At 54.4% G+C, this 19,873-nt stretch carries 18 protein-coding genes; 1 reads left to right on the forward strand and 17 read right to left on the reverse strand.

Going from position 1 to position 19,873, the window contains the following annotated elements:
• Positions 1-63: 63 nt before the first annotated feature.
• From cpsB to A4308_RS19405, 14 genes are all read right to left on the reverse strand, one after another.
• Positions 64-1,500 (reverse strand): mannose-1-phosphate guanyltransferase, encoded by a 1,437-nt coding sequence (gene cpsB, locus A4308_RS19340; protein WP_014884498.1) that lies wholly within the window; start codon positions 1,498-1,500, stop codon positions 64-66.
• A 3-nt stretch (positions 1,501-1,503) separates the two neighbouring features.
• The gene (gene wcaI / locus A4308_RS19345) at positions 1,504-2,727 is read right to left on the reverse strand and encodes a colanic acid biosynthesis fucosyltransferase WcaI (protein ID WP_049011376.1); all 1,224 of its coding nucleotides are present in this window, start codon (positions 2,725-2,727) and stop codon (positions 1,504-1,506) included.
• Positions 2,724-3,203, reverse strand: a complete 480-nt coding sequence (locus tag A4308_RS19350) for a GDP-mannose mannosyl hydrolase (RefSeq protein WP_045281002.1) — start codon at positions 3,201-3,203, stop codon at positions 2,724-2,726. Before A4308_RS19350 ends, wcaI begins: the two co-directional genes overlap by 4 nt.
• Before the next feature lie 2 nt (positions 3,204-3,205).
• Positions 3,206-4,171 carry a GDP-L-fucose synthase gene (gene fcl / locus A4308_RS19355; RefSeq protein WP_014884501.1) on the reverse strand — a complete coding sequence of 322 codons (966 nt, stop codon included), beginning with the start codon at positions 4,169-4,171 and terminating at the stop codon, positions 3,206-3,208.
• A 2-nt stretch (positions 4,172-4,173) separates the two neighbouring features.
• Entirely contained in the window at positions 4,174-5,295 is a 1,122-nt protein-coding gene (gene gmd / locus A4308_RS19360; RefSeq protein ID WP_014884502.1) for a GDP-mannose 4,6-dehydratase, read from the reverse strand.
• 24 nt (positions 5,296-5,319) lie between these two features.
• Positions 5,320-5,868, reverse strand: a complete 549-nt coding sequence (wcaF, locus tag A4308_RS19365) for a colanic acid biosynthesis acetyltransferase WcaF (RefSeq protein WP_023330881.1) — start codon at positions 5,866-5,868, stop codon at positions 5,320-5,322.
• Positions 5,869-5,883: 15 nt separating this feature from the next.
• Positions 5,884-6,630 (reverse strand): colanic acid biosynthesis glycosyltransferase WcaE, encoded by a 747-nt coding sequence (gene wcaE / locus A4308_RS19370; protein WP_023330882.1) that lies wholly within the window; start codon positions 6,628-6,630, stop codon positions 5,884-5,886.
• A gap of 16 nt (positions 6,631-6,646) precedes the next feature.
• Positions 6,647-7,867, reverse strand: coding sequence for a colanic acid polymerase WcaD (gene wcaD / locus A4308_RS19375; RefSeq protein ID WP_014884505.1), 1,221 nt, complete (start codon positions 7,865-7,867; stop codon positions 6,647-6,649).
• The gene (wcaC, locus tag A4308_RS19380) at positions 7,842-9,059 is read right to left on the reverse strand and encodes a colanic acid biosynthesis glycosyltransferase WcaC (RefSeq protein ID WP_014884506.1); all 1,218 of its coding nucleotides are present in this window, start codon (positions 9,057-9,059) and stop codon (positions 7,842-7,844) included. Before wcaC ends, wcaD begins: the two co-directional genes overlap by 26 nt.
• Entirely contained in the window at positions 9,056-9,547 is a 492-nt protein-coding gene (wcaB, locus tag A4308_RS19385; RefSeq protein ID WP_014170825.1) for a colanic acid biosynthesis acetyltransferase WcaB, read from the reverse strand. Before wcaB ends, wcaC begins: the two co-directional genes overlap by 4 nt.
• Positions 9,547-10,389, reverse strand: a complete 843-nt coding sequence (gene wcaA, locus A4308_RS19390) for a colanic acid biosynthesis glycosyltransferase WcaA (protein WP_014884507.1) — start codon at positions 10,387-10,389, stop codon at positions 9,547-9,549. The genes wcaB and wcaA overlap by 1 nt, the downstream gene beginning before the upstream one ends.
• Positions 10,390-10,515: 126 nt before the next feature.
• The gene (gene wzc, locus A4308_RS19395) at positions 10,516-12,678 is read right to left on the reverse strand and encodes a tyrosine-protein kinase Wzc (RefSeq protein ID WP_014884508.1); all 2,163 of its coding nucleotides are present in this window, start codon (positions 12,676-12,678) and stop codon (positions 10,516-10,518) included.
• 2 nt (positions 12,679-12,680) lie between these two features.
• Positions 12,681-13,124: a low molecular weight protein-tyrosine-phosphatase Wzb gene (gene wzb, locus A4308_RS19400; RefSeq protein WP_014884509.1), complete on the reverse strand. Its 444-nt coding sequence runs from the start codon at positions 13,122-13,124 to the stop codon at positions 12,681-12,683.
• 6 nt (positions 13,125-13,130) lie between these two features.
• A complete protein-coding gene (locus A4308_RS19405) occupies positions 13,131-14,270 on the reverse strand; it encodes a polysaccharide export protein (RefSeq protein WP_014884510.1) in 1,140 nt (379 codons plus the stop codon).
• Positions 14,271-14,963: 693 nt separating this feature from the next.
• On the opposite strand from A4308_RS19405, the gene A4308_RS19410 reads away from it, so the two are divergent.
• A complete protein-coding gene (locus A4308_RS19410; protein ID WP_023330884.1) occupies positions 14,964-16,547 on the forward strand; it encodes a TerC family protein in 1,584 nt (527 codons plus the stop codon).
• Between the two features lie 90 nt (positions 16,548-16,637).
• On the opposite strand, the gene asmA is transcribed toward A4308_RS19410, so the two are convergent.
• The 3 genes from asmA to udk form a co-directional block, all read right to left on the reverse strand.
• Positions 16,638-18,488 carry an outer membrane assembly protein AsmA gene (gene asmA / locus A4308_RS19415; protein WP_045281001.1) on the reverse strand — a complete coding sequence of 617 codons (1,851 nt, stop codon included), beginning with the start codon at positions 18,486-18,488 and terminating at the stop codon, positions 16,638-16,640.
• 22 nt (positions 18,489-18,510) lie between these two features.
• Positions 18,511-19,092, reverse strand: a complete 582-nt coding sequence (dcd, locus tag A4308_RS19420) for a dCTP deaminase (protein WP_014884513.1) — start codon at positions 19,090-19,092, stop codon at positions 18,511-18,513.
• Between the two features lie 91 nt (positions 19,093-19,183).
• Complete coding sequence (gene udk / locus A4308_RS19425; RefSeq protein ID WP_008500855.1) at positions 19,184-19,825, reverse strand: uridine kinase; 642 nt, start codon at positions 19,823-19,825, stop codon at positions 19,184-19,186.
• Positions 19,826-19,873: the final 48 nt, after the last annotated feature.

Genomic DNA, 19,873 nt, shown 5'->3' on the forward strand with positions numbered 1-19,873 from the left:
AATTGATTTTTTTGTCATTCGTAGGCCCGGCAAGCGCAGCGCCACCGGGCATATTGCAGCGTGCTACACCCGGCCGTAGCGATCCTGGAAGCGCACGATATCGTCCTCTTCCAGATACGAGCCGGAGCGCACCTCAATTAAATCGAGAGGAATTTTCCCCGGGTTCTCCAGACAGTGCGTGGCCCCCAGCGGAATATAGATGGACTCGTTTTCACCCAGCAGTTTGACTTCACCGTCGATGGTGACTTTAGCCGTGCCCGCCACCACGACCCAGTGCTCGGCGCGGTGATGGTGCATCTGCACCGACAGCCCTTCGCCCGGCTTCACGGTGATGCGTTTCACCTGATAACGCTCACCTGCATCGATGGAGTCATATTTGCCCCACGGACGGTACACTTCGCGGTGAATGTGGTGTTCGTGTCGGCCATCGGCCTTGATTTGCTCGACCACTTTTTTAACGTCCTGCACGGCGTTACGGTCGGCAATCAGCACGGCGTCTTTGGTCTGGACAACCACCAGATCTTTCACCCCGACCGTGGTCACCAGGCCGGACTCGGCGTAGACGTAGCTGTTTTCCGTTTTGTGGCTAATGACATCGCCGTGATGGACGTTACCCTCCGGGGTATGGGCGCTGATCTCCCACAGTGAGGACCAGGAGCCCACATCACTCCAGCCCGCATCCATCGGAACCACAACGGCGTCGGCCGTGCGTTCCATCACCGCATAGTCAATGGACTCTTCCGGGCAGGCGAGGAACGCCTCCTCATCCACGCGGATGAAGTCGAGATCCGGGTCCACCACTGCCATCGCCTTCTCACAGGCATTCAGAATATCCGGACGGTATTTGCGCAGCTCTTCCAGATAGCGCCCGGCACGGAACAGGAACATCCCACTGTTCCAGTAGTACTCACCGCTGGCGACGTAGGCCTGAGCGGTTTCCAGATTCGGTTTTTCGACAAACTGCGCCACATCAAACGCCACGCTGTCGCCTTCGCCAGGCGTCACATTACCGCGGCGAATATAGCCATAGCCGGTTTCTGGCAGATCCGGCACGATGCCGAAGGTCACCAGTTTGCCGCTTTCGGCGTAAGGGATCGCTGCACGCACCGCCTCGCGGAACGCCTCTTCCTGCTGGATAACGTGGTCTGCCGCCAGCACCAGCATCAGCGGGTCACAATCAGGACTGCTGCGTTTTGCCGCCAGCGCCGCGAGGGCGATAGCAGGCGCGGTATTACGTCCGGCAGGCTCCAGAATGATGTTTTCTGTGAGTTTATTCAGCTGGCGCAGCTGCTCGGCAACAATAAAGCGGTGCTGTTCGTTACAAATCACCACCGGGCTTTCACACTCCACACCGTGCAGACGGTTTACCGTCGTCTGCAGCATGGTGAGGTCACCCTTCAGGCACAGAAATTGTTTTGGATAAAGCACGCGGGACAGTGGCCACAACCGGCTCCCGGATCCACCCGCCATTACGACCGGATACAAAGTGGTTTGACTCATGATTTATCCCCGTATATCTGCAATAAATTGACTCAGCACGTTCTCTTTCTCGAGCGTGCGTTCGGCATATTCACGTGCCACCGTGTTCACTTTTGGCATGGCAAGTGCCTGTTCAATGCCGGAGACCAGTGCCGGGACCGATTCCGGTTCGACGCACACGGCAATCCCCGGATAGCTGTCACACAGCTGGCCTAATTCAGTTTCGGCTTCTGCCGTGATCACCGCGTTGCCGCCCACCGCCAGAATGTTTGTCAGCTTGGAAGGCAATACCGCATCCGCCGCGCCACGTTTTTGTACCACCAGATGGCAGTCGCCCATCTTCAGCAGTGCAGGTAACGCCTCGTAAGACTGAAGCGGGAAGAATTTCACGTTGCTCAGGCCGCGTTCGCTGACCATCTTTTCCAGCCGCGCTTTCCCGCCGCCCTGCCCGACAATCACAAACATCCACGGATGCTCGTTAAGCTGCTGAGCCGCTTCAATCACGCTTTCCAGCCCTTGCTTTTCGCCGATGTTGCCTGAGTAAAGAATGATTTTTTGGTCTTCAGGCAAACCGAGTTGGGCGCGTAGCGTCTGAGCGTCCTGCTCCGTCACGTCGCGAAAACGCGCCACTTCGGACCAGTTCGGGAAGAAGATCACCTTCCGGGCAGGTACGCCCTTCTCTTGCGCCTTGCTCATCATCGAGCGTGAGATGGTCGAAACGTAATCCACGTTATGCAGACCGCTACGCTCAAAGGCGCTGGCGAGCTTCGCCACTTTTCCACCCTTGCCTTTGCCTGCCATCCCCAGGCCCAGCATGGCGTCCACTTCATAATCCTGTATGTGCAGCAGGGTGCGTGCGCCGGAGAGTTTGCCCAGCAGGCGCATACCCGGCGTGCAAAACAGCGTCGGCACCACACCAATGATGCGATCCGGCTTCCAGCGACGCTGCGCCATCAGCGGGAAAAAACTGCTCAGGGCAAAGCTGCCGAGATGCAGTAGCCGTTTCAGCGTCGAGGGCTGCTTAGGTACATAAAGCGGGCAGCGCCAGACGGTTGCCGCCCCCTCTTCACGACGGTAGCGCCAGCTTGAGTAGCGCTCACCGACTTTCCATTCCGGGTAGTACGGCGGCGCGGTAATGACCCGCACGTCATGTCCCTGGCTCGCCATCCACTCGACCATCTCGCCGGTATATTTTCCGATACCGGTTAATTCCGGCGAGTAGTTAATTCCGTATACGAGGATTTTCATATGCCTGGCACCTCGGCCTGACGATCCGCCAGGAAATACGCCCGACTGTTGTCATGGACGTTCTCGCTTGCCAGAAGCGGCTCCGGTGCCAGCCAGCGGTAGTCGTCATGCTGAGCATCAGGCGGACGCAGGTCTGCCTGAGTCACCTTCAGGCGGAACCCCAGCACGATGTAGTGCGTGGTGAACCCAGTGCCTGAAAAGTTATCGTCATAGAAGTGCTGCCAGACCCCGTAAAACTGGCCCGCCGCCATCGGCAGCTGGAGGCCCAGTTCCGCCAGAGTGAGACGCTCAAACGCATCATGAAGCGTCTCATCCTTCTGCACGCGCCCGCCGGGGACGAACCAGAAGCCCTGTGCAGGACGGTTGGTTCGTTTCCCCAGCAAGAACTCGCCGCGTTCGTTCTCCACGATCAAATCAATCGAGATGAGCGGAGTGGAACGCACCACCGTGGCAAAATCTTCCTGACTTAAAAACATCGTTACCCCCGGAAGCGGTGCTGGTTTTCGAGGAACCACTGGTAGGTGCTGGCCAGCCCCTGCTCCAGTGATACCTCGTGATACCAGCCCAGCTGATGCAGACGGGTCACGTCCAGCAGTTTGCGCGGCGTGCCGTCCGGTTTCGTCGCGTCAAACACCACGCGGCCTTTGTAGCCCACCACCTGCGCGATGGTTTGCGCCAGCTCGCGAATGGTGCAGTCTACGCCGGTTCCCACGTTGATGTGCGACAGCATCGGCTCGGTGTTCTCCTGCCACACTTCGCGATCCAGCTCCATCACGTGAATGCTGGCGGCAGCCATGTCGTCCACGTGCAGGAATTCGCGCATCGGCGTGCCGCTGCCCCACACCACCACATCCGGTGCGTTCTCGGCGGTCGCCTCGTGGAAGCGACGCAGCAGCGCCGGGATCACGTGCGAGTTGCTCGGGTGGAAGTTGTCGTGCGGTCCGTACAGGTTGGTCGGCATCACCGAGCGATAGTCGCGGTTGTACTGACGGTTGTAAGATTCGCAGAGCTTAATCCCGGCAATCTTGGCAATCGCGTAAGGCTCGTTGGTTGCCTCCAGCGTGCCCTGCAGCAGTTCGCTTTCCGCGATCGGCTGTTTTGCCATTTTCGGGTAGATGCAGGATGAACCGAGGAACAGCAGCTTATTCACGTTGTGCAGGTGCGCCGCGTGAATGATGTTGCTCTCAATCATCATGTTCTCGTAGATGAAATCCGCCGGGTAAGTGTTGTTGGCGACAATGCCGCCCACTTTCGCCGCCGCCAGATACACCTGGTCAATATGTTCGTTAGCAAAGAAGTCCTGCACCGCACGGCTATCGAGCAGGTTCAGCTCGTCGCGCGTGCGGACAACCACTTCTACGTCACCGCGCTGTTCCAGCTGTCGAACAATCGCGGAACCCACCATTCCGCGATGACCGGCGACAAAAATACGTTGTTTTGTCATTCTCAGGACTCCAGCGCGATGGCAACCTCGTAGCCATGAGACTTGAGCAGGGAGTGTTTTTTCGCTGCTTCAAGATCTTTGGCGACCATCTCGGAAACCATCTCCTGCAGAGTGATTTCTGGTTTCCAGCCCAGTTTCTCGTGCGCTTTGGTTGGGTCACCCAGCAGGGTTTCCACTTCAGCAGGACGGAAGTAACGTGGGTCAACCTGAACAATGACGTCGCCTGGTTTCACGCCTGGCGCGTCATGGCCGGTTACGGAAACAACGATACCTTTCTCTTCTACGCCGGTACCTTCGAAACGCAGCTTGATGCCCAGCTGTGCAGCGGCCATCTCAACGAACTGACGTACGGAGTATTGAACGCCGGTCGCGATCACGAAGTCTTCTGGCTGTTCCTGCTGCAGCATCATCCACTGCATTTTCACGTAGTCTTTCGCATGGCCCCAGTCACGCAGGGAGTCCATGTTGCCGAGGTGCAGGCACGATTCCAGACCCTGGGCGATGTTCGCGATAGCGCGGGTGATTTTACGGGTAACGAACGTTTCACCGCGACGTGGGGATTCGTGGTTGAACAGAATGCCGTTACAGGCATACATGCCGTAGGATTCACGGTAGTTCACGGTGATCCAGTAGGCGTACAGTTTTGCGACCGCATACGGAGAACGTGGGTAGAACGGCGTGGTCTCTTTCTGTGGGATTTCTTGCACCAGACCGTACAGCTCAGAGGTAGAGGCCTGATAGAAACGGGTTTTCTTCTCCAGACCCAGGAAGCGAATCGCTTCCAGCAGACGCAGAGTACCCATGGCGTCAACGTCAGCGGTGTATTCCGGGGATTCGAAGGAGACCGCCACGTGGCTCATCGCGCCCAGGTTGTACACTTCATCCGGCTGCACTTCCTGCAGGATACGGGTCAGGTTGGAGGTATCGGTCAGGTCGCCGTAGTGCAGGTGGAATTTCGGGTTTGCCGCGTGAGGATCCTGATAAATATGATCGACACGTTCGGTGTTGAACGAAGAGGCACGACGTTTAATACCGTGTACTTCATACCCTTTTTCCAGCAGGAACTCTGCCAGATAAGAACCATCCTGCCCGGTAACGCCGGTGATGAGAGCGACTTTAGACATGTTTATATTCCTCTACTTATGAATTTAATCAGTTTCAACGCGTTCGCGTATCACCACTGCGGGGTTGCCACGGCAAACTTTATTTGCCGGTAGCGATTTAAAAACGCTGCTGCGGGCACCCACTACCGTGCCATCGCCAACAGAAACACCCGGTGCAACAAAAACATCCGTTGCCAGCCAGCATTTTTCACCAATCACAATAGGCGAAGCGGTAATATCAAAATGCTGACTCATAAAATCATGGCTGCCGGTGCACAAATAACACTTCTGTGACACCACCGAATTTGCGCCAATCGTAATTTCGCCAAGGGTATATAACACCGCGTCATCGCCTACCCAGGCGTAATCCCCAAGCGTTAATTTCCAGGGGTAGGTAATTTTTACCGAAGGTCGAATGACTACGTTTTTTCCGATTTTTGCGCCAAAAAGACGCAATAAGAATGCTCGCCAGCGGTACAATATTTGTGGTGACCAGGCAAATAACGTTGCCTGAACGGCCCACCACAGCTGCACTTTAATACCGTTGCCGCCCCGAAAGCCTTTCGGCACGGAGAAACCCTTCAAATCCTGCATTGCGTTTCCTTATATTCAGGCTTTGTTATATAAGGTTTTCGTTTTACCTGTCGTCCGCAGGCGTAATAAATAAGACAATTCCGCCCAGAACCCCGGCACGCGTAATATTTTGCGCTGCACGTTTTTGGCATCCTGGCACAATTCCAGATTATTCGATGTTGACACGCCACCCATTGAGAATTCAGAGACCAGCCCTTTAATTCGGCGGAACGGATAGCCCGATTTATACAGGCTGGCGGCCAGGGCATAATCCGATGACACTTTATACTGCAAATCGTATGGCTGTTTTTTCAGACCGTTTACCGGGAAGAAAATGGCCTGATGGCTGGCGGGCAAACTGTGGTAGATATACCAGCCTGGCTTTGCGCTGCGGCACACTTTATGCCCATCACCAAAATCAAGCAGTGCATCGCCGATATACATGGCCTCCTCTTTCTGACGCGCCAGCTGACGGGCAAACAGCGCCACGTCATCATGGAAAACATCGCCAGAATTGAGGAAGATGGCATAACGACCCTGGGCCATGTTAATGCCCTTGTTCATTGCATCGTAAATGCCTTTATCTTTCTCGCTGATGTAACGTAAGTTGAACTCACCGTTGAGTTTTTCCAGAAACTCCGCCGTGCCATCGTTCGAGCCGCCGTCGACCACAATCCACTCAAAAGTGAGGCTTGGATCGCGCGCCAGGTTGCGCAGCGAGCGCCAGGTTTTTACCACCCCTTCGTAATTACGAAAAGCGACAGTAATGACGCTAAGAAACATAAATCACCTCATTTCGTCATACGTTCGTAATATTAAGCGCTTTGCGCAAAATAAACGGACAGACAATCAAGAAAGCATATTCCGGGCTAAATATTGACCCGGTAAAAAACAGCGACACCGGTGTAAACAGATAAAGTTGCACGCGAAAGTTCTGGTTATCACCAAACGCGTTAATCATCATTTTGAAAACTTTAAACAGATACCACAGCGTCAACAGTACGGCGAACCACGAAAAATAAATAATTAACAGATACAGACCATTGTCTATGGTTTTACCGACATCCGCACCGTTAAAGATTCCGAATGATGCAACATATTCGTAAAGTGAGCCGAATCTTACTACACCATCAATATGGGTTAAGGAATAACCCACCATCACCAGCGGACCAATGATGCGATAATAGGACGATGAGCCTTCTGTTCCCAAATCTCCCAGACGTTCTGAGATGTACGGGAACGCAAATATCACGCCGACCAAAAATACCGTCAGGGAGATAATCGCCAGCGGCAGTTTTTTCTTAATCGCATCTTTGTTCAGGTACTGGAACGCCCACTCCAGCAGGTAAAACAGGATAAATGTCATTACCCCTGAGAACGATCCAGACAGAACAATTCCTGCAAGAATCATAGCATCGGTCTTAGGTGTTTTGATACCAAACTGTTTGATGCTGAGCCAAATTGAGATTAACGCCAGAGCGAAGAACGCCGGTTCAAAATAGAGGGCCGTGGTACGTTTTCCGCCAAACTTAATGAAGTTCAATACATAGCTGTTGCTGTAAATGAGATATTTCGAAATTATCTCCATCAGGCTGCTGCCACCGGTGAGAATAATTTGCGCCATTTCCAGTGCAGCAAGCATAACAATTAACGCAACGGCAATATAAAAGAACCTGAGGATTTTCCGATAATTGTGCGGAGAAATCGTTTTAAACCGAATACTCCAGACCATACCGATAATAATGACAATATAGACAAACAGCATGGTGGAGGTGACGTATTTACTGGCATCCAGTGACTGGCCAAAGATGTAGTTAAACAGCGTCAGGCCCGTGCCCAACCCCAGGGCAATCATCAGCTTCTTCAGGTTGATTTTATCGACATACAGCAGAAGCAGAACGGGCAAGAAGGTGACGATGGTTATCGGGAAGCTTTCGCCAAGCTGGGCAATTTTGACGTTGACCAGCAGGTAGATCAGCGGCAGCAGCAGATAACTACAGATTCTGATAGAACGAGACATACTCCTCCAGCATCTGTTGTCCACTGTAGGCCTTGCGGCTGCGGTTGCGGAACGATTCCAGGTCAGTGCCAAAAACAGTCTCAGCGATCTGCGCTTTCGGCATCTGCACCAGCGGCAGCACTTCGCCTTCCGAGAACGTTTTACCGCCCGACTTTTCCAGCACTTCACGCGCGGCATCGCTGTGGGTGGCAATCACCGGCACGCCGATGGAAAGCGCTTCGCAGAGGATCAGCGGGTAGTTATCCACGCGGGAGCTGAACACCAGCGCATCCATGCCGTTCAGCGCGCTCATCAGTTTGCGCTTGTCGGTTTCAAACCCGTGGTTCACGACGTTCGCCCCTTCGAACGGGGAAAACTTGCCGAAGGTATGCAGTTCAATCTTGTCACCGAGCGCCATCATGTCGCGCACCAGCTGCTGGTTGGTTTTGCCGTCGTAACGCAGGTCATGCGCAACGATGGCGATTTTCGGTTTACCCGCGGTGTCCGCCACCGGCGTCAGCTCCGCCAGAATGGCCTCCGTCGCCACGTCGATACCGTTGTTGATAATCTGGCAGCGCCCTGCCCCGTAAAGGCTGTTGAAGGCATCGGCCACGTGCTGGCTCGGGGAGATAAACGTGCAGCCGAGCGAGAGCATGTCGCGGAACAGTTTGCGCTTGCCGGTTACCAGCTGGTGAGCACGATCCACTTTCACCGGCGGGTAGTTGCTTAACGTCGGGCATTTCTGGCAGTTATCCTTCCAGCCTTCGCAGCCGTCGGTAAATGCGCAGCGTCCGGTCACGCTCCAGTGATCGTGCAGCGTCCAGACGAAGCGTGTATCAGGCTTGTGCGCCTGCACCTTCTGACAAAACGCCACCACCTCTTCCAGATTCAGCCAGTAGCTGTGCAGGACGTGGAAATGCAGCACAACCGGGCCCGTGGTTCGGGTCACAGTGCGATAAAGATTATTCAGGTTGCCAAACAAATCGCGGTTAAACAGGCGGAACAAGGCAATGTTGGCCATCGAGGTCAGACGCGGCGTGTGCTTTTGCACCTGCGGGAAGTTATCGTGACTGACGCTTTTCTTGCCGCCTTTGCCGTAGCCATAAATAAAACGAGACTGAAGTCCTTTTTGCAGTGCGCGCTGGTGCAGATCCAGGGCCACGCCTGCCGCTCCGCCTTCAGCGAGGCGGACGTTAAATTGCAGAATGTTCATTTAATCACCTTCACGCGGGCCTTTTCTCCCACCACCAGCGCGTTGTCCGGAATGCTGTCCAGCACCACGCTGCCCGCACCAATCGTCACGTTGTTACCGATGGTAATGTCACCAATGATCACCACGTTCGCGCCCAGCTCGACGTTATTGCCGATAACCGGGCAGGCCAGGCTGTCTGGCCCTCGGTTGCCAATGGTGACCGCATGACGAATGGTGAAATCATCCCCGGCGACCACGAACTTATTGATCACCACCGCATAGCCGTGGTGAATGGTAAAGCGGCGGCCAATGGTAGCAGCGGCCTGAATTTCATAACCAAAAAAGCATTCAGTAATAATGCGGTACAGCACCAGAACCGGCGCTGCCCAGAGGTTGTTCAGCACGTTTTTCTTGCGCCACACCGAACAAAAATGCGCGATACGGTACGCCAGGACCATGCAGCATGGGCGCAGGCTCCAGCTGTTTGCGCGGCAATCTTCAAGAAACATTATTTCCCCCGAAGTCCATCAGCCAGACGTTTGCCGTTACGGACGGACAGCAGCGTCAGCAGCGTGCGCCAGTTCATGCGCTTATTGCGGATCTGATAGAGGGTAAAGAGCTGATACTTCCGGCTGGCACGGTCGAACTTGTCCTTGTGCTTGCGGTAAAAATGGAAGTAGCCCGAGAACTTCTTCGGCGAGGAGGTAATTTGCATCTCCCCGTGATTGATGTGCAGGATCTGCGTGGCCTCTTCCACTTTCCACGGTTCGCCATACTCAACCACCATCCGCAAGAAGATGTCGTAATCCTGCGCGGCTTTCAGTTCGGTATCGAACAGGCACTCCTTAAAGCGCCATGCCCAGGTGAAAACCTGATTGCCGATAATGTTGCGCTTGTAGAACAGGCGGCGAGAATAGGGTGATTTCGGGTACAGCGGCAGACTGGCAGGCTGCGAATAGACTTCACCCTGACAGACATAGTCGTTGGCATACAGGAACGCATGCGTCACCAGCTGTGCTTTATGTGAAAGGAAGACAGACAGTCGGTTCGGGGTCCATTCGTCATCGTCGTCGATGCCGGTCAGATACTGCCCTTTGGCCTGCATAATCGCCTGGTTACGCACCGCGCATGCCCCGGAGTTAATCGGGTTATGGGTGTACATCACGCGCGGGTCATTGAGATCGGTGACAAATTTTTGCAGCTGTTCATACGAAGAAGAACAGTCATCCACGATGATCAGTTCCCAGTTGTCATAATCCTGACGTAACACCGACTTGATTGCGCGGATCGCCAGCTGCTGACGATTCCATGTCGGCATATAGATAGAAATCAAAGGGCGTTGTGTGGTCATTTCTTTCTCCTACCCCTCACCCCGGCCCTCTCCCCTGAGGGGATAGGGTGAAAGCGGCACCGAACAGTCCCCTCTCCCCTCAGGGGAGAGGGTTAGGGTGAGGGGTGTAAGGGTATGTTTTGGCTGTTATTTACTGTCAGACTTATATTCGTACTCGTAATAACCGTAATCCTGATACCCGGTCGCGCGGCGGAAGATGGAGTTCAGGATCACCCCTTTCACCTCAATCCCGTTCTGCTCGAAGCGGCTCAGGCTGGTTTCCACTTCTTTCAGGGTGTTCACCGCGTAACGTGCCACCATCAGGGTGGTACCCGCATGGCGGCCTACCACGGCGGCATCGGTCACGGCCAGAATCGGCGGCGTATCGATCAGCACCAGGTCATAGTGTTTGCTCGCCCACTCAATCAGCTGGGTGAAGCGTTCGCTCATCAGCAGTTCCGACGGGTTAGGCGGTATCTGACCACGTGGGATCAGATCGAATCTCGGAATCGAGGTCGGCTTGGCGCTCTGGCTAATCTCCCCCTGCCCCAGCAGGATTTCCGACAGACCGTTAACGTTATTGGTGCCCAGCAGCTCGTGGGTATAACCCTTGCGCATATCGCAGTCGATTAGCAGCACGCGTTTGTTGGTCTGGCTGACGACGGCCGCCAGGTTGGCGCAGACAAAGGTCTTACCGATTGACGGACTGACACCGGTTAACATCAGGACGTTGTTTTTGGCCTGCATCATGGCGAAGTGCAGGCTGGTACGCAGGCTACGTATCGCTTCAATCGCCAGGTCCGTCGGGTTACCCACGGCCAGCAACTGGCTCTGTTTGTATCGCTTAACGCCTTTAATGGTTTTGACGCTGTCACGGGATTTTTGCCACTCGGAAAGCGGGATGCTGGCATAGACGTTGATACCACTCTCTTCCAGCGCCTGCGGGCTTTCGATTCCGCGGTTGAACAGCGAGCGCAGCAGCACACCGACAATGGAGAGCATCAGGCCGAGAATAATGCTGCCGAGAACGATCAGCGCTTTCTTCGGCTTCAGCACGCCCGGCTGGGTAATCGCCGGGTCGACGATGCGTACGTCACCGACGGTACTGGCTTCGGTGATTTTCAGCTCCTGCTGCTTGTTCAGCAGCTGCATGTAAACCTGCTGTCCGGACTCCACGTCGCGGGTCAGACGCACGATCTCCTGCTGCGTTTTCGGCATCGCGGTCACGCGGTCATTGAGCTTCGCCTTCTCCTCTTCCAGCGTGCGGCGTTTCTCCAGCAGCGTGCGGTAGGCCGGGTGACGTTTAGTATAAAGCTTGGAAATCTCCGCCTCTTTGAAGGTCAGCTCGTTGAGCTGGGCGTCGATGTTAACCATTGAATCAAGAACAGACTTCGCCTCCAGCGGCAGGTCGACAGAGTCTTTATCCTGACGGTAAGCGTTCAGTTTATTCTCGGCATCATCCAGACGGGCCCGCACTTCCGGGAGCTGTTTAGCAAGGAAAGCCAGGCTTTTCGCCGCTTCCGCCGACTTACGCTCAACGTTCTGCTCAAGATAGTTGCGGGTGATGCTGTTCAGGATGTCGCGGATTTGATCTTTATCTTCACCGGTAAAGGTCATGCTCAGCACGCCGGTGTCCTTACCGTTTTCAGTCACGGTGAGGTTGTTTTGCAGATTGTTGATCATTCCCAGCGTGGAGAATTTGGTCACGGTGAACTCGCCGCCCTCCTGGGCATGAATGGCACTCACCATCATGCTGACGCCATCTTTCGTCAGCATCTGGCCCACTTCGCCGCGCGCGCTGAATCCCGCATCGCTGGTCAACTGGTACTGTTTCGGACCCAGCACCGTCAGGGTAAAGGTTTGATCGCCCGCCCCTTTCGGCAGCACAAAGTCAGTCACCTTTACCGTATCGTTGCTTCGTCCCATCAGTCGATCCCAGCCGGCACCAAAGATCGGGAAGGTATTTTTGGTGACGGAGATATCGAGACCGAGGTCGTGAACCGTTTTCCCCAGTACCAGACGTGACTGAATCAGCTGAATTTCAGCGTCGGATGCCGGTGGTTTGTTCGCCAGCGCAGAGCCAATATCCTGCACCAGCGAGTTGCCGGTATTTTGCTCAATCTGCACCAGCGCGTCGGCGCTGTAGATAGGCGTGGCGAACAGCGTGTAGACGACGGCTGCCGCGGCAAACACAGCGGTAATGCCAAGCACCCACCACTTTGCCTCGATAACCGTGCCGACCAGGCGACCAATATCAATTTCATCACTGCCCGAAGTCGGGGCGGCAGAAGGTCTTGTTTTTTCTGTCATTGTTATCCCTGCTGAGCTTTCAGTGCCTGCGCCCACTGTTGGGCAGACTGGTCAAGTAAGGTGTAAACCGCCTCGAAGGCCTCATGGCTTTTGCGATACGGATCGGGGATTTCGCGTTCATTGTCCCAGTGACCAAACAGCATCACCTTGCCGCGCATCTCCGGTGCGATATCGCATAGCGCATGAATATGGCGTTTTTCCATTGCCAGGATCAGGTCATATTCCCGGCACATGCGGCCGGTGACCTGGCGGGCAATATGCCCGTCAAGGGAGAGGTTATGATCGCGGGCCACGCTCGTTGCGCGCTCATCGGCCGCTTTACCGACCAGCGCGCCAAGGCCTGCGGACTCGACGGTCAGTTCAGGCTGGTAGTGTTTCAACAACCGCTCTGCCGTCGGGGAACGGCAAATGTTCCCCACGCATACCACCAGAATTTTGTTAAACATCGCGGATTACCAGGTATGAATGTCGCGCGCCGTATCCGTCATGTAGCGAACGCCACTGATGGTTGGCAGCAACTGGTTGATCAGACGGTTCCAGCGGGCAACCGGCGCGGTAGTGACATACACCACATCGTATGGCTGGAGGCGGAACGACGTTGCCATCACCAGCGAGGTGGCGTCGGACATATCGAGCTGGTAAATGTTGGCAATCTTGCCTTTGTTGCTGGCGTCGTCCTTAAGTGGGCGAATCACGAAGATACCGCTGGCGTTGGAGGAGGTCAGATCGATGCCTTCCGCATTGCCCAGCGCTTCGGTCAGCGTCATGCCGCTGAAGTCCATTTTGAGGGTGCTCTGTTTCTTCACTTCACCCATCACGAAGACTTTCAGATCGTCATTGCGCGGCACGTAGAGAATATCGCCCGGATAGAGCAGGCGGTTCTGGGTCAGATCGCCGTTTTGCATCAGCGCCTGCAGTGAGATGCGCTGCTCTTTGCCGTTGTGGGTCAGAACCACGTTGCGCCAGTCGGCACCGTCGGTTAACCCGCCTGCGGCGTTAATGGCATCCAGAACGGTTAACGGTACGTTGGTGATGGCCTGCTGGCCGGATTTATTGACCTGGCCGGAAATGTAGGCTTTTTGCGAGCGGAATGCGGCAATATTAACGTCCACCTGCGGATCGGCGATGTACTGCGCTAAGCGGCCGGTAATATCACTCCGGATCTCGGCAAGGGTTTTCCCGGCAACATGGACTTTACCAATGTAGGGGTAGAACATCGTGCCATCTGACTGTACCCAGTTCCCGGTGTCGCTTGAGCTACGGTACTGGCCCGCAGGCGTGGTCAGTTCGGGGTGGTCCCAGACGGTCACGTTGATCACGTCACCCGGCCCCACGCGATACTGATAAGCGGCGATTTCCTGGTCCAGAGACATATTCGGCTGAGCAACATTCGGACGTGGGCGTAATTGTTCGACCAGACGTGGCGTAAGTGGATAAACATTCACCATTTTGTCGAGATCAAAATCGGCATCCTGTTGCTTGATCACATCCTTACCCATTGTTGACATATTGCTGCCGGGAAAGACCGTGCAACCACTCATCAAGGTCACAGACACCAATAATGGCATCAATTTCATTTTGGATTTCATCATTGATTATTTATCACTTTGGCAGAGTAATTATCCTGTGCAATTTAAATAAGCTTGGGTCGTATTGGGTTTCAGCATGCAGTTAATCAAATAGAAATATAACTGGCATCAGTCCTAAAAAAAGCTTATTCATCCATTGGCTATTGACAGAATAACCGAGGCTGATTCACACGCTTTCAGGCACGCTACCGCCCTTGGCTTTCAGTTACCAATCCACTGACTAAACAATGTGTTATGGATAGACACCCTCTTGAGCAAGGCCTTCTGGAAATATATCAGCCGGGTGAGACACCCAACGGATAATGAATAACCATCCCGGAAGACCAAAACAAAAATAGCAACAACAAGATTTAACATTTGATGCTGGGAGAATTGTTGCAGCTAACCTAATAGCAGGCAAGGAGACAACTGTCCTAATATCTGTTTTTAAGATTAATATTAAGAGCAAAGTTTTGACCTTTTAGGATTTTCTTTATATTGACAAAATGGGAGTGAAAACCATTATCTGCGATATATCCTAAAATGTTCTCTTTATAATTAAATATACGTATTTTGCTTATTTACACCCCGATGAGTTTGCTCTCTTTTAAGCGTTTCGTATTAAGAGAAATCTCAGCCCGGCATTGCAATTTTCCCCGGCTTTATCCATGATCGAAGTGTGACAATCGTCATATAACAGAAGGTATTGCTATTACTATGGAATGGATTGCCGATCCATCAATTTGGGCCGGGCTGGTGACGCTGGTCGTCATCGAATTAGTGCTCGGGATTGATAATCTGGTCTTTATTGCCATCCTCGCTGAAAAACTGCCCCCTTCCCAGCGCGATCGCGCGCGCGTAACGGGCCTGCTGCTGGCGATGGTGATGCGTTTACTGTTGCTGGCCTCTATCTCCTGGATGGTCACACTCACGCAACCGCTGTTCTCCGTTCACGGCCTCAGCTTTAGCGCCCGCGATCTGATCATGCTCTTCGGCGGGTTGTTCCTGCTGTTCAAAGCCACGGTAGAGCTCAATGAACGGCTCGAAGGTAAAGACAGCGAGAACCCGACCCAGCGACGTGGCGCGAGATTCTGGCCGGTGGTAGCGCAAATCGTGGTGCTGGATGCCGTCTTCTCCCTGGATTCGGTGATCACCGCCGTCGGGATGGTGGACCATCTGGCCGTTATGATGGCAGCGGTGATTATCGCCATCACGCTGATGGTGATGGCGAGCAAGGCACTCACCCGCTTTGTGAACAGCCACCCGACCATCGTGATCCTCTGCCTGAGCTTCCTGCTGATGATTGGCTTTAGCCTGGTGGCCGACGGTTTTGGCTTCCACATTCCGAAAGGCTATTTGTACGCCGCCATTGGTTTCTCCGTCATGATTGAAGCGCTTAACCAGCTGGCGATATTTAACCGCCGCCGCTTCCTTTCCGCTAATCAGACCCTGCGTCAGCGCACGGCCGACACCGTTATGCGCCTGCTGAGCGGTAAAAAAGAGGATGCAGAGCTGGACGCCGAATCTGCTGCCATGCTGGCCGATCACAGCGACGGACAGATCTTTAACCCGCAGGAGCGCCTGATGATTGAGCGAGTGCTTAACCTTAATGAGCGCACGGTCAGCAGCATCATGACTTCCCGGCATGACATTGAGCATATCGATCTCACCGCCCCCGAAGAGCACATCCGCGCCCTGCTGGATAAAAACCAGCACACGCGCGTGGTGGTGACCGGCGGTGAAGAGGAAGAAGAATTACTGGGCGTCGTGCACGTTATCGACCTGCTCCAGCAGCAGCTGCACGGGGAGGCGCTCAATCTGCGCGCCCTGGTACGCCAGCCCCTGGTCTTCCCGGAAGGATTGCAATTGCTCTCTGCCCTTGAGCAATTCCGAAATGCGCGAACGCACTTTGCCTTTGTGGTGGATGAGTTTGGTTCGGTTGAAGGGCTGGTCACGCTCAGCGACGTGATGGAAACCATCGCCGGTAATTTGCCAAACGAAGTGGATGAGATTGATGCCCGCCATGATATTCAGAAAAACGCCGACGGCTCGTGGACGGCCAACGGCCATATGCCGCTGGAAGACCTGGTGCAGTATGTGCCGCTGCCGCTGGATGAAAAGCGGGAGTACCACACCATTGCGGGCCTGCTGATGGAATACTTACAGCGTATCCCGCAGCCAGGTGAAGAGGTTCAGGTGGGTGACTATCGGCTTAAAACGCTGCAGATTGAAAACCATCGCGTGCAGAAAGTGCAGCTCATTCCACTGCGGGATGAGGAAGAACTGGATTTTGAGGTGTAAAAAAGCCGGGTGGCGTTGCGCTTACCCGGCCTACGACGTCAGGCTTTTGTAGGCCGGGTAAGGCGAAGCCGCCACCCGGCACAACTGGCATCAAAGCTTATCCAGCAGTTTCTTCACATCCTTACCGTTCTGGGAATCTTTATTACGATCTGCCCAGCTATTAAGCCGACGTTTCGCTTCATCCTGCAGATGCTTACGCAGGATCTGATCCACCTGAAGGCTGTAATTCAGCGCCTGCCATTTACCATAGACGCTAAGCGGCACTGGCGTCTCTTTCAGGAAATCAATCAGCTTACTTTCGCCCTGCCAGCCGGAAAGTACCCGGACGTTAAAGCGCGTGTCCGCCGTCTCTTTGACCAGATCCAGCGAGCCTTCTCCGGTCAACGACAGCATAGAAGAGGTTCCCTGCATCGCTGCCAGCGTCAGTTGCCCGTTATCCAGCGTCAGATCCGTGGAGAAACTGTCGAGGCGCGTGACGCTATCGTAGTTGTCCTGCGCTTTGACGTCACTGCTGCGCTCCACTGCCTGCTGTACCAGCTGCTGGAAGTTAAGACCTTCCATACGGGAGTCTTTCAGGTCCACGTGCGCCTCGCCCTGCCATTCACGGCGGAAAGCTTCGGCATCAATTTTTGTGCCTGAGAAATCCCCCGCCAGCGTCAACTGCCCTGTCAGGGATATCGGATAGTTAAAGGCTTTAAGGATGGTACCAATCTCAACGTTGTCGAGACGCGGCTGGAATTGCGCGCGGGTTTCGTCCTTACGCACGTCCAGCGTGCCAGGCAGTGAAAGATGCCCTGCCCCCATTTTGCCGCTCAGCTCGGAGATCACCAGCAACCCGTTGTGGTTAAACATCTGGCCACTCACGTCGGTGAAGTCCATACCGCGCCAGCGCAGGCTGTTGGCTTTCAACAGGATATCGGCCGTGAATCCGCGCAGGGCGTTATAGTCAGGTTGATCAAGATTCGACGAGATAACCGGACGCGACACCGGCGGCTGGCTTTGTCCTGTCTGCACAGCATCGCTGTCCGTTGTGCCAGCCGGTAGCGGCGGCAGGATGTTTTCCAGGTTGAGCTTGTCAAACTGCAGGTTCAGCACCCACTTCGGCTTCTCTTCGAGCGTGACGCTCGCCTGCCCCTTCAGGCTGCTGTCATTGGCCTGCAGGTTGAGGTTATCCAGCTCCAGCTGTTTTTGTTCTTCGCGCCAGACGGCCTGCATCGTCCCCTGTCCGGTGATCCCCTGGGTCGGAAGATCTGCGCCCGTGAGCTGCCAGTTGAGCTGCTGAATATCGGCCGTCAGCTGATGGGGATAATCTGACGCATTGACCCTGGCATTTAGCGAGAGAGTCAGATCGCGCTGGTCGCGATTCATTCGCCCGCTGAATTCCAGCGACGCAAGATGATGCGCATCCTGTTCCATCTGCAGATTAATATTGCGAACCGTAACCTGCTCTTGATCCTCATGCTGGAATACCAGCACGCTATCGGCAACTTTCAGTTTGGCAATATCAAAGGACCAGCCCGTATCGGACGGCTCATCCGGTAAGGTATTCTCACGCGGTGCAACCGGCGCATTCGCGTTGCGCACGGCTTCAGTCTGCTGGGTAAGCTGAATGACCGCCCCTTTGAGCATCACCTGGTTTACCTGCAACTGGTGAGAAATGAGGGGGATGAGCGCCACATCGAGACGCATGTTGTCCGCAGACACGATCGGCTGGGCAGCGCCCGGTGCCGTTAACGACATGCGGCCAGAGAGAATGCTGAGCTGCGGCCAGACGTGCCAGCGTAGCGGTCCGTCGAGCTTCAGTTGGTAACCACTGCGCGCCTCGACCTGCCGCACCATGTAAGCGCGGAAATCGTTAGGGTTAACCAGCAGAACCAACGCCGAAAGGCCAGCAACCAGCACGACCAGCAAAATCATCAGCGTTGTCAGAACTCTTCTCATGGCATCCTCAATGGACTAACGATCAGTCTTTATCAATACGGCTGGCAACCGCACCCTGCTGGTCGCGGTATTTTGCGTCCTGCCGGCGGTTATAAGGCCTGTCTGCCGGGCCGGTTAGCGGCTCAAAGCTTAACGCACCAATCATCATGCCGGGACGCAGCGCCAGCGGCAGTTTGCCGGCATTGAAGAACTCCAGCACGATACGGCCCGACCAGCCGGGATCGATACGGTGCGCGGTCACGTGCACCATCAGCCCCAGACGGGCCAGAGAAGAACGGCCATCCAGCCAGCCGACGAGGTCAGCAGGCAGGGTCACGGATTCGAACGTCACCGCCAGCGCCAGTTCACCTGGATGCAAATAAAAAGCGTCACCTTCGTCAATGACGATTTCGTCACTCATCACGCGATCGAGCGCGGCGCTGACTTCATCCTTCGGCCCGCTGAGGTCGATGAACGGTGCAGTATGGCCACTAAAGGTGCGGAATTTATTCCCCAACCGTACATCAACGGTCACCCCATTGATACGCTCTACAGGAGGACGTGGGGTAATAGACAAACGGCCTTCATCCAGCCAGGCTTCAATATCGCGATCACAAAGACGCATGGCACTTTCTCCTTTCATGCATCGACCCCTGAGACCTTAACATCTCAGGGTAAAACCAGGTTATCTCTGAACGGTACACAATTCGCGCGGCTTATTCAAAAAACTGGCTGATTTTCGCTTTTAAGATATCAATGGCAATGCGGTTTTTGCCTCCGCGCGGCACGATGATATCGGCGTATTGTTTGGAGGGCTCAATAAACTGCAGGAACATCGGACGGACCGTTTTCTGGTATTGCGCCATGACGGAATCCATCGAACGGCCGCGCTCGTTAACGTCTCGCTTGATGCGGCGCATCAGGCAAATATCCAGCGGGGTATCGACGAAAATCGAAAAGTTCATCGATTCACGCAGGCGAGCATCGGTCAGGAGCAGGATACCTTCAAGGATAATCACCTTTTTCGGCTCGATGCGGATCGTCTCCTGGGTGCGGGTGTGTTCTACGTAACTGTAAACGGGCAGCTCAATTGCCTGGCCGCTTTTTAGGGCTTCTAAATGCTGGAACAGTAAACTGTGATCCATTGCATTCGGGTGGTCATAGTTGGTTTTTACGCGCTCTTCCATCGACAGATGGGATTGATCTTTGTAATAGCTGTCTTCGGGAATGACGCCGATGTGCTCATCACCTACTTGTTCACGCAGTTCGCGATAAAGCGTACTGGCAATTAGACTTTTACCTGAAGCCGATGCGCCGGCGATGCCTATAATGACGCACTGATGAGACTTATCAGTCATAAATTTAGCGACCTGATTAACCTGGATGTTAAGGAAGGACGACGCCGG

The organism is Enterobacter sp. ODB01 (genome assembly GCF_001623605.1).
GTDB lineage: Bacteria > Pseudomonadota > Gammaproteobacteria > Enterobacterales > Enterobacteriaceae > Enterobacter > Enterobacter kobei.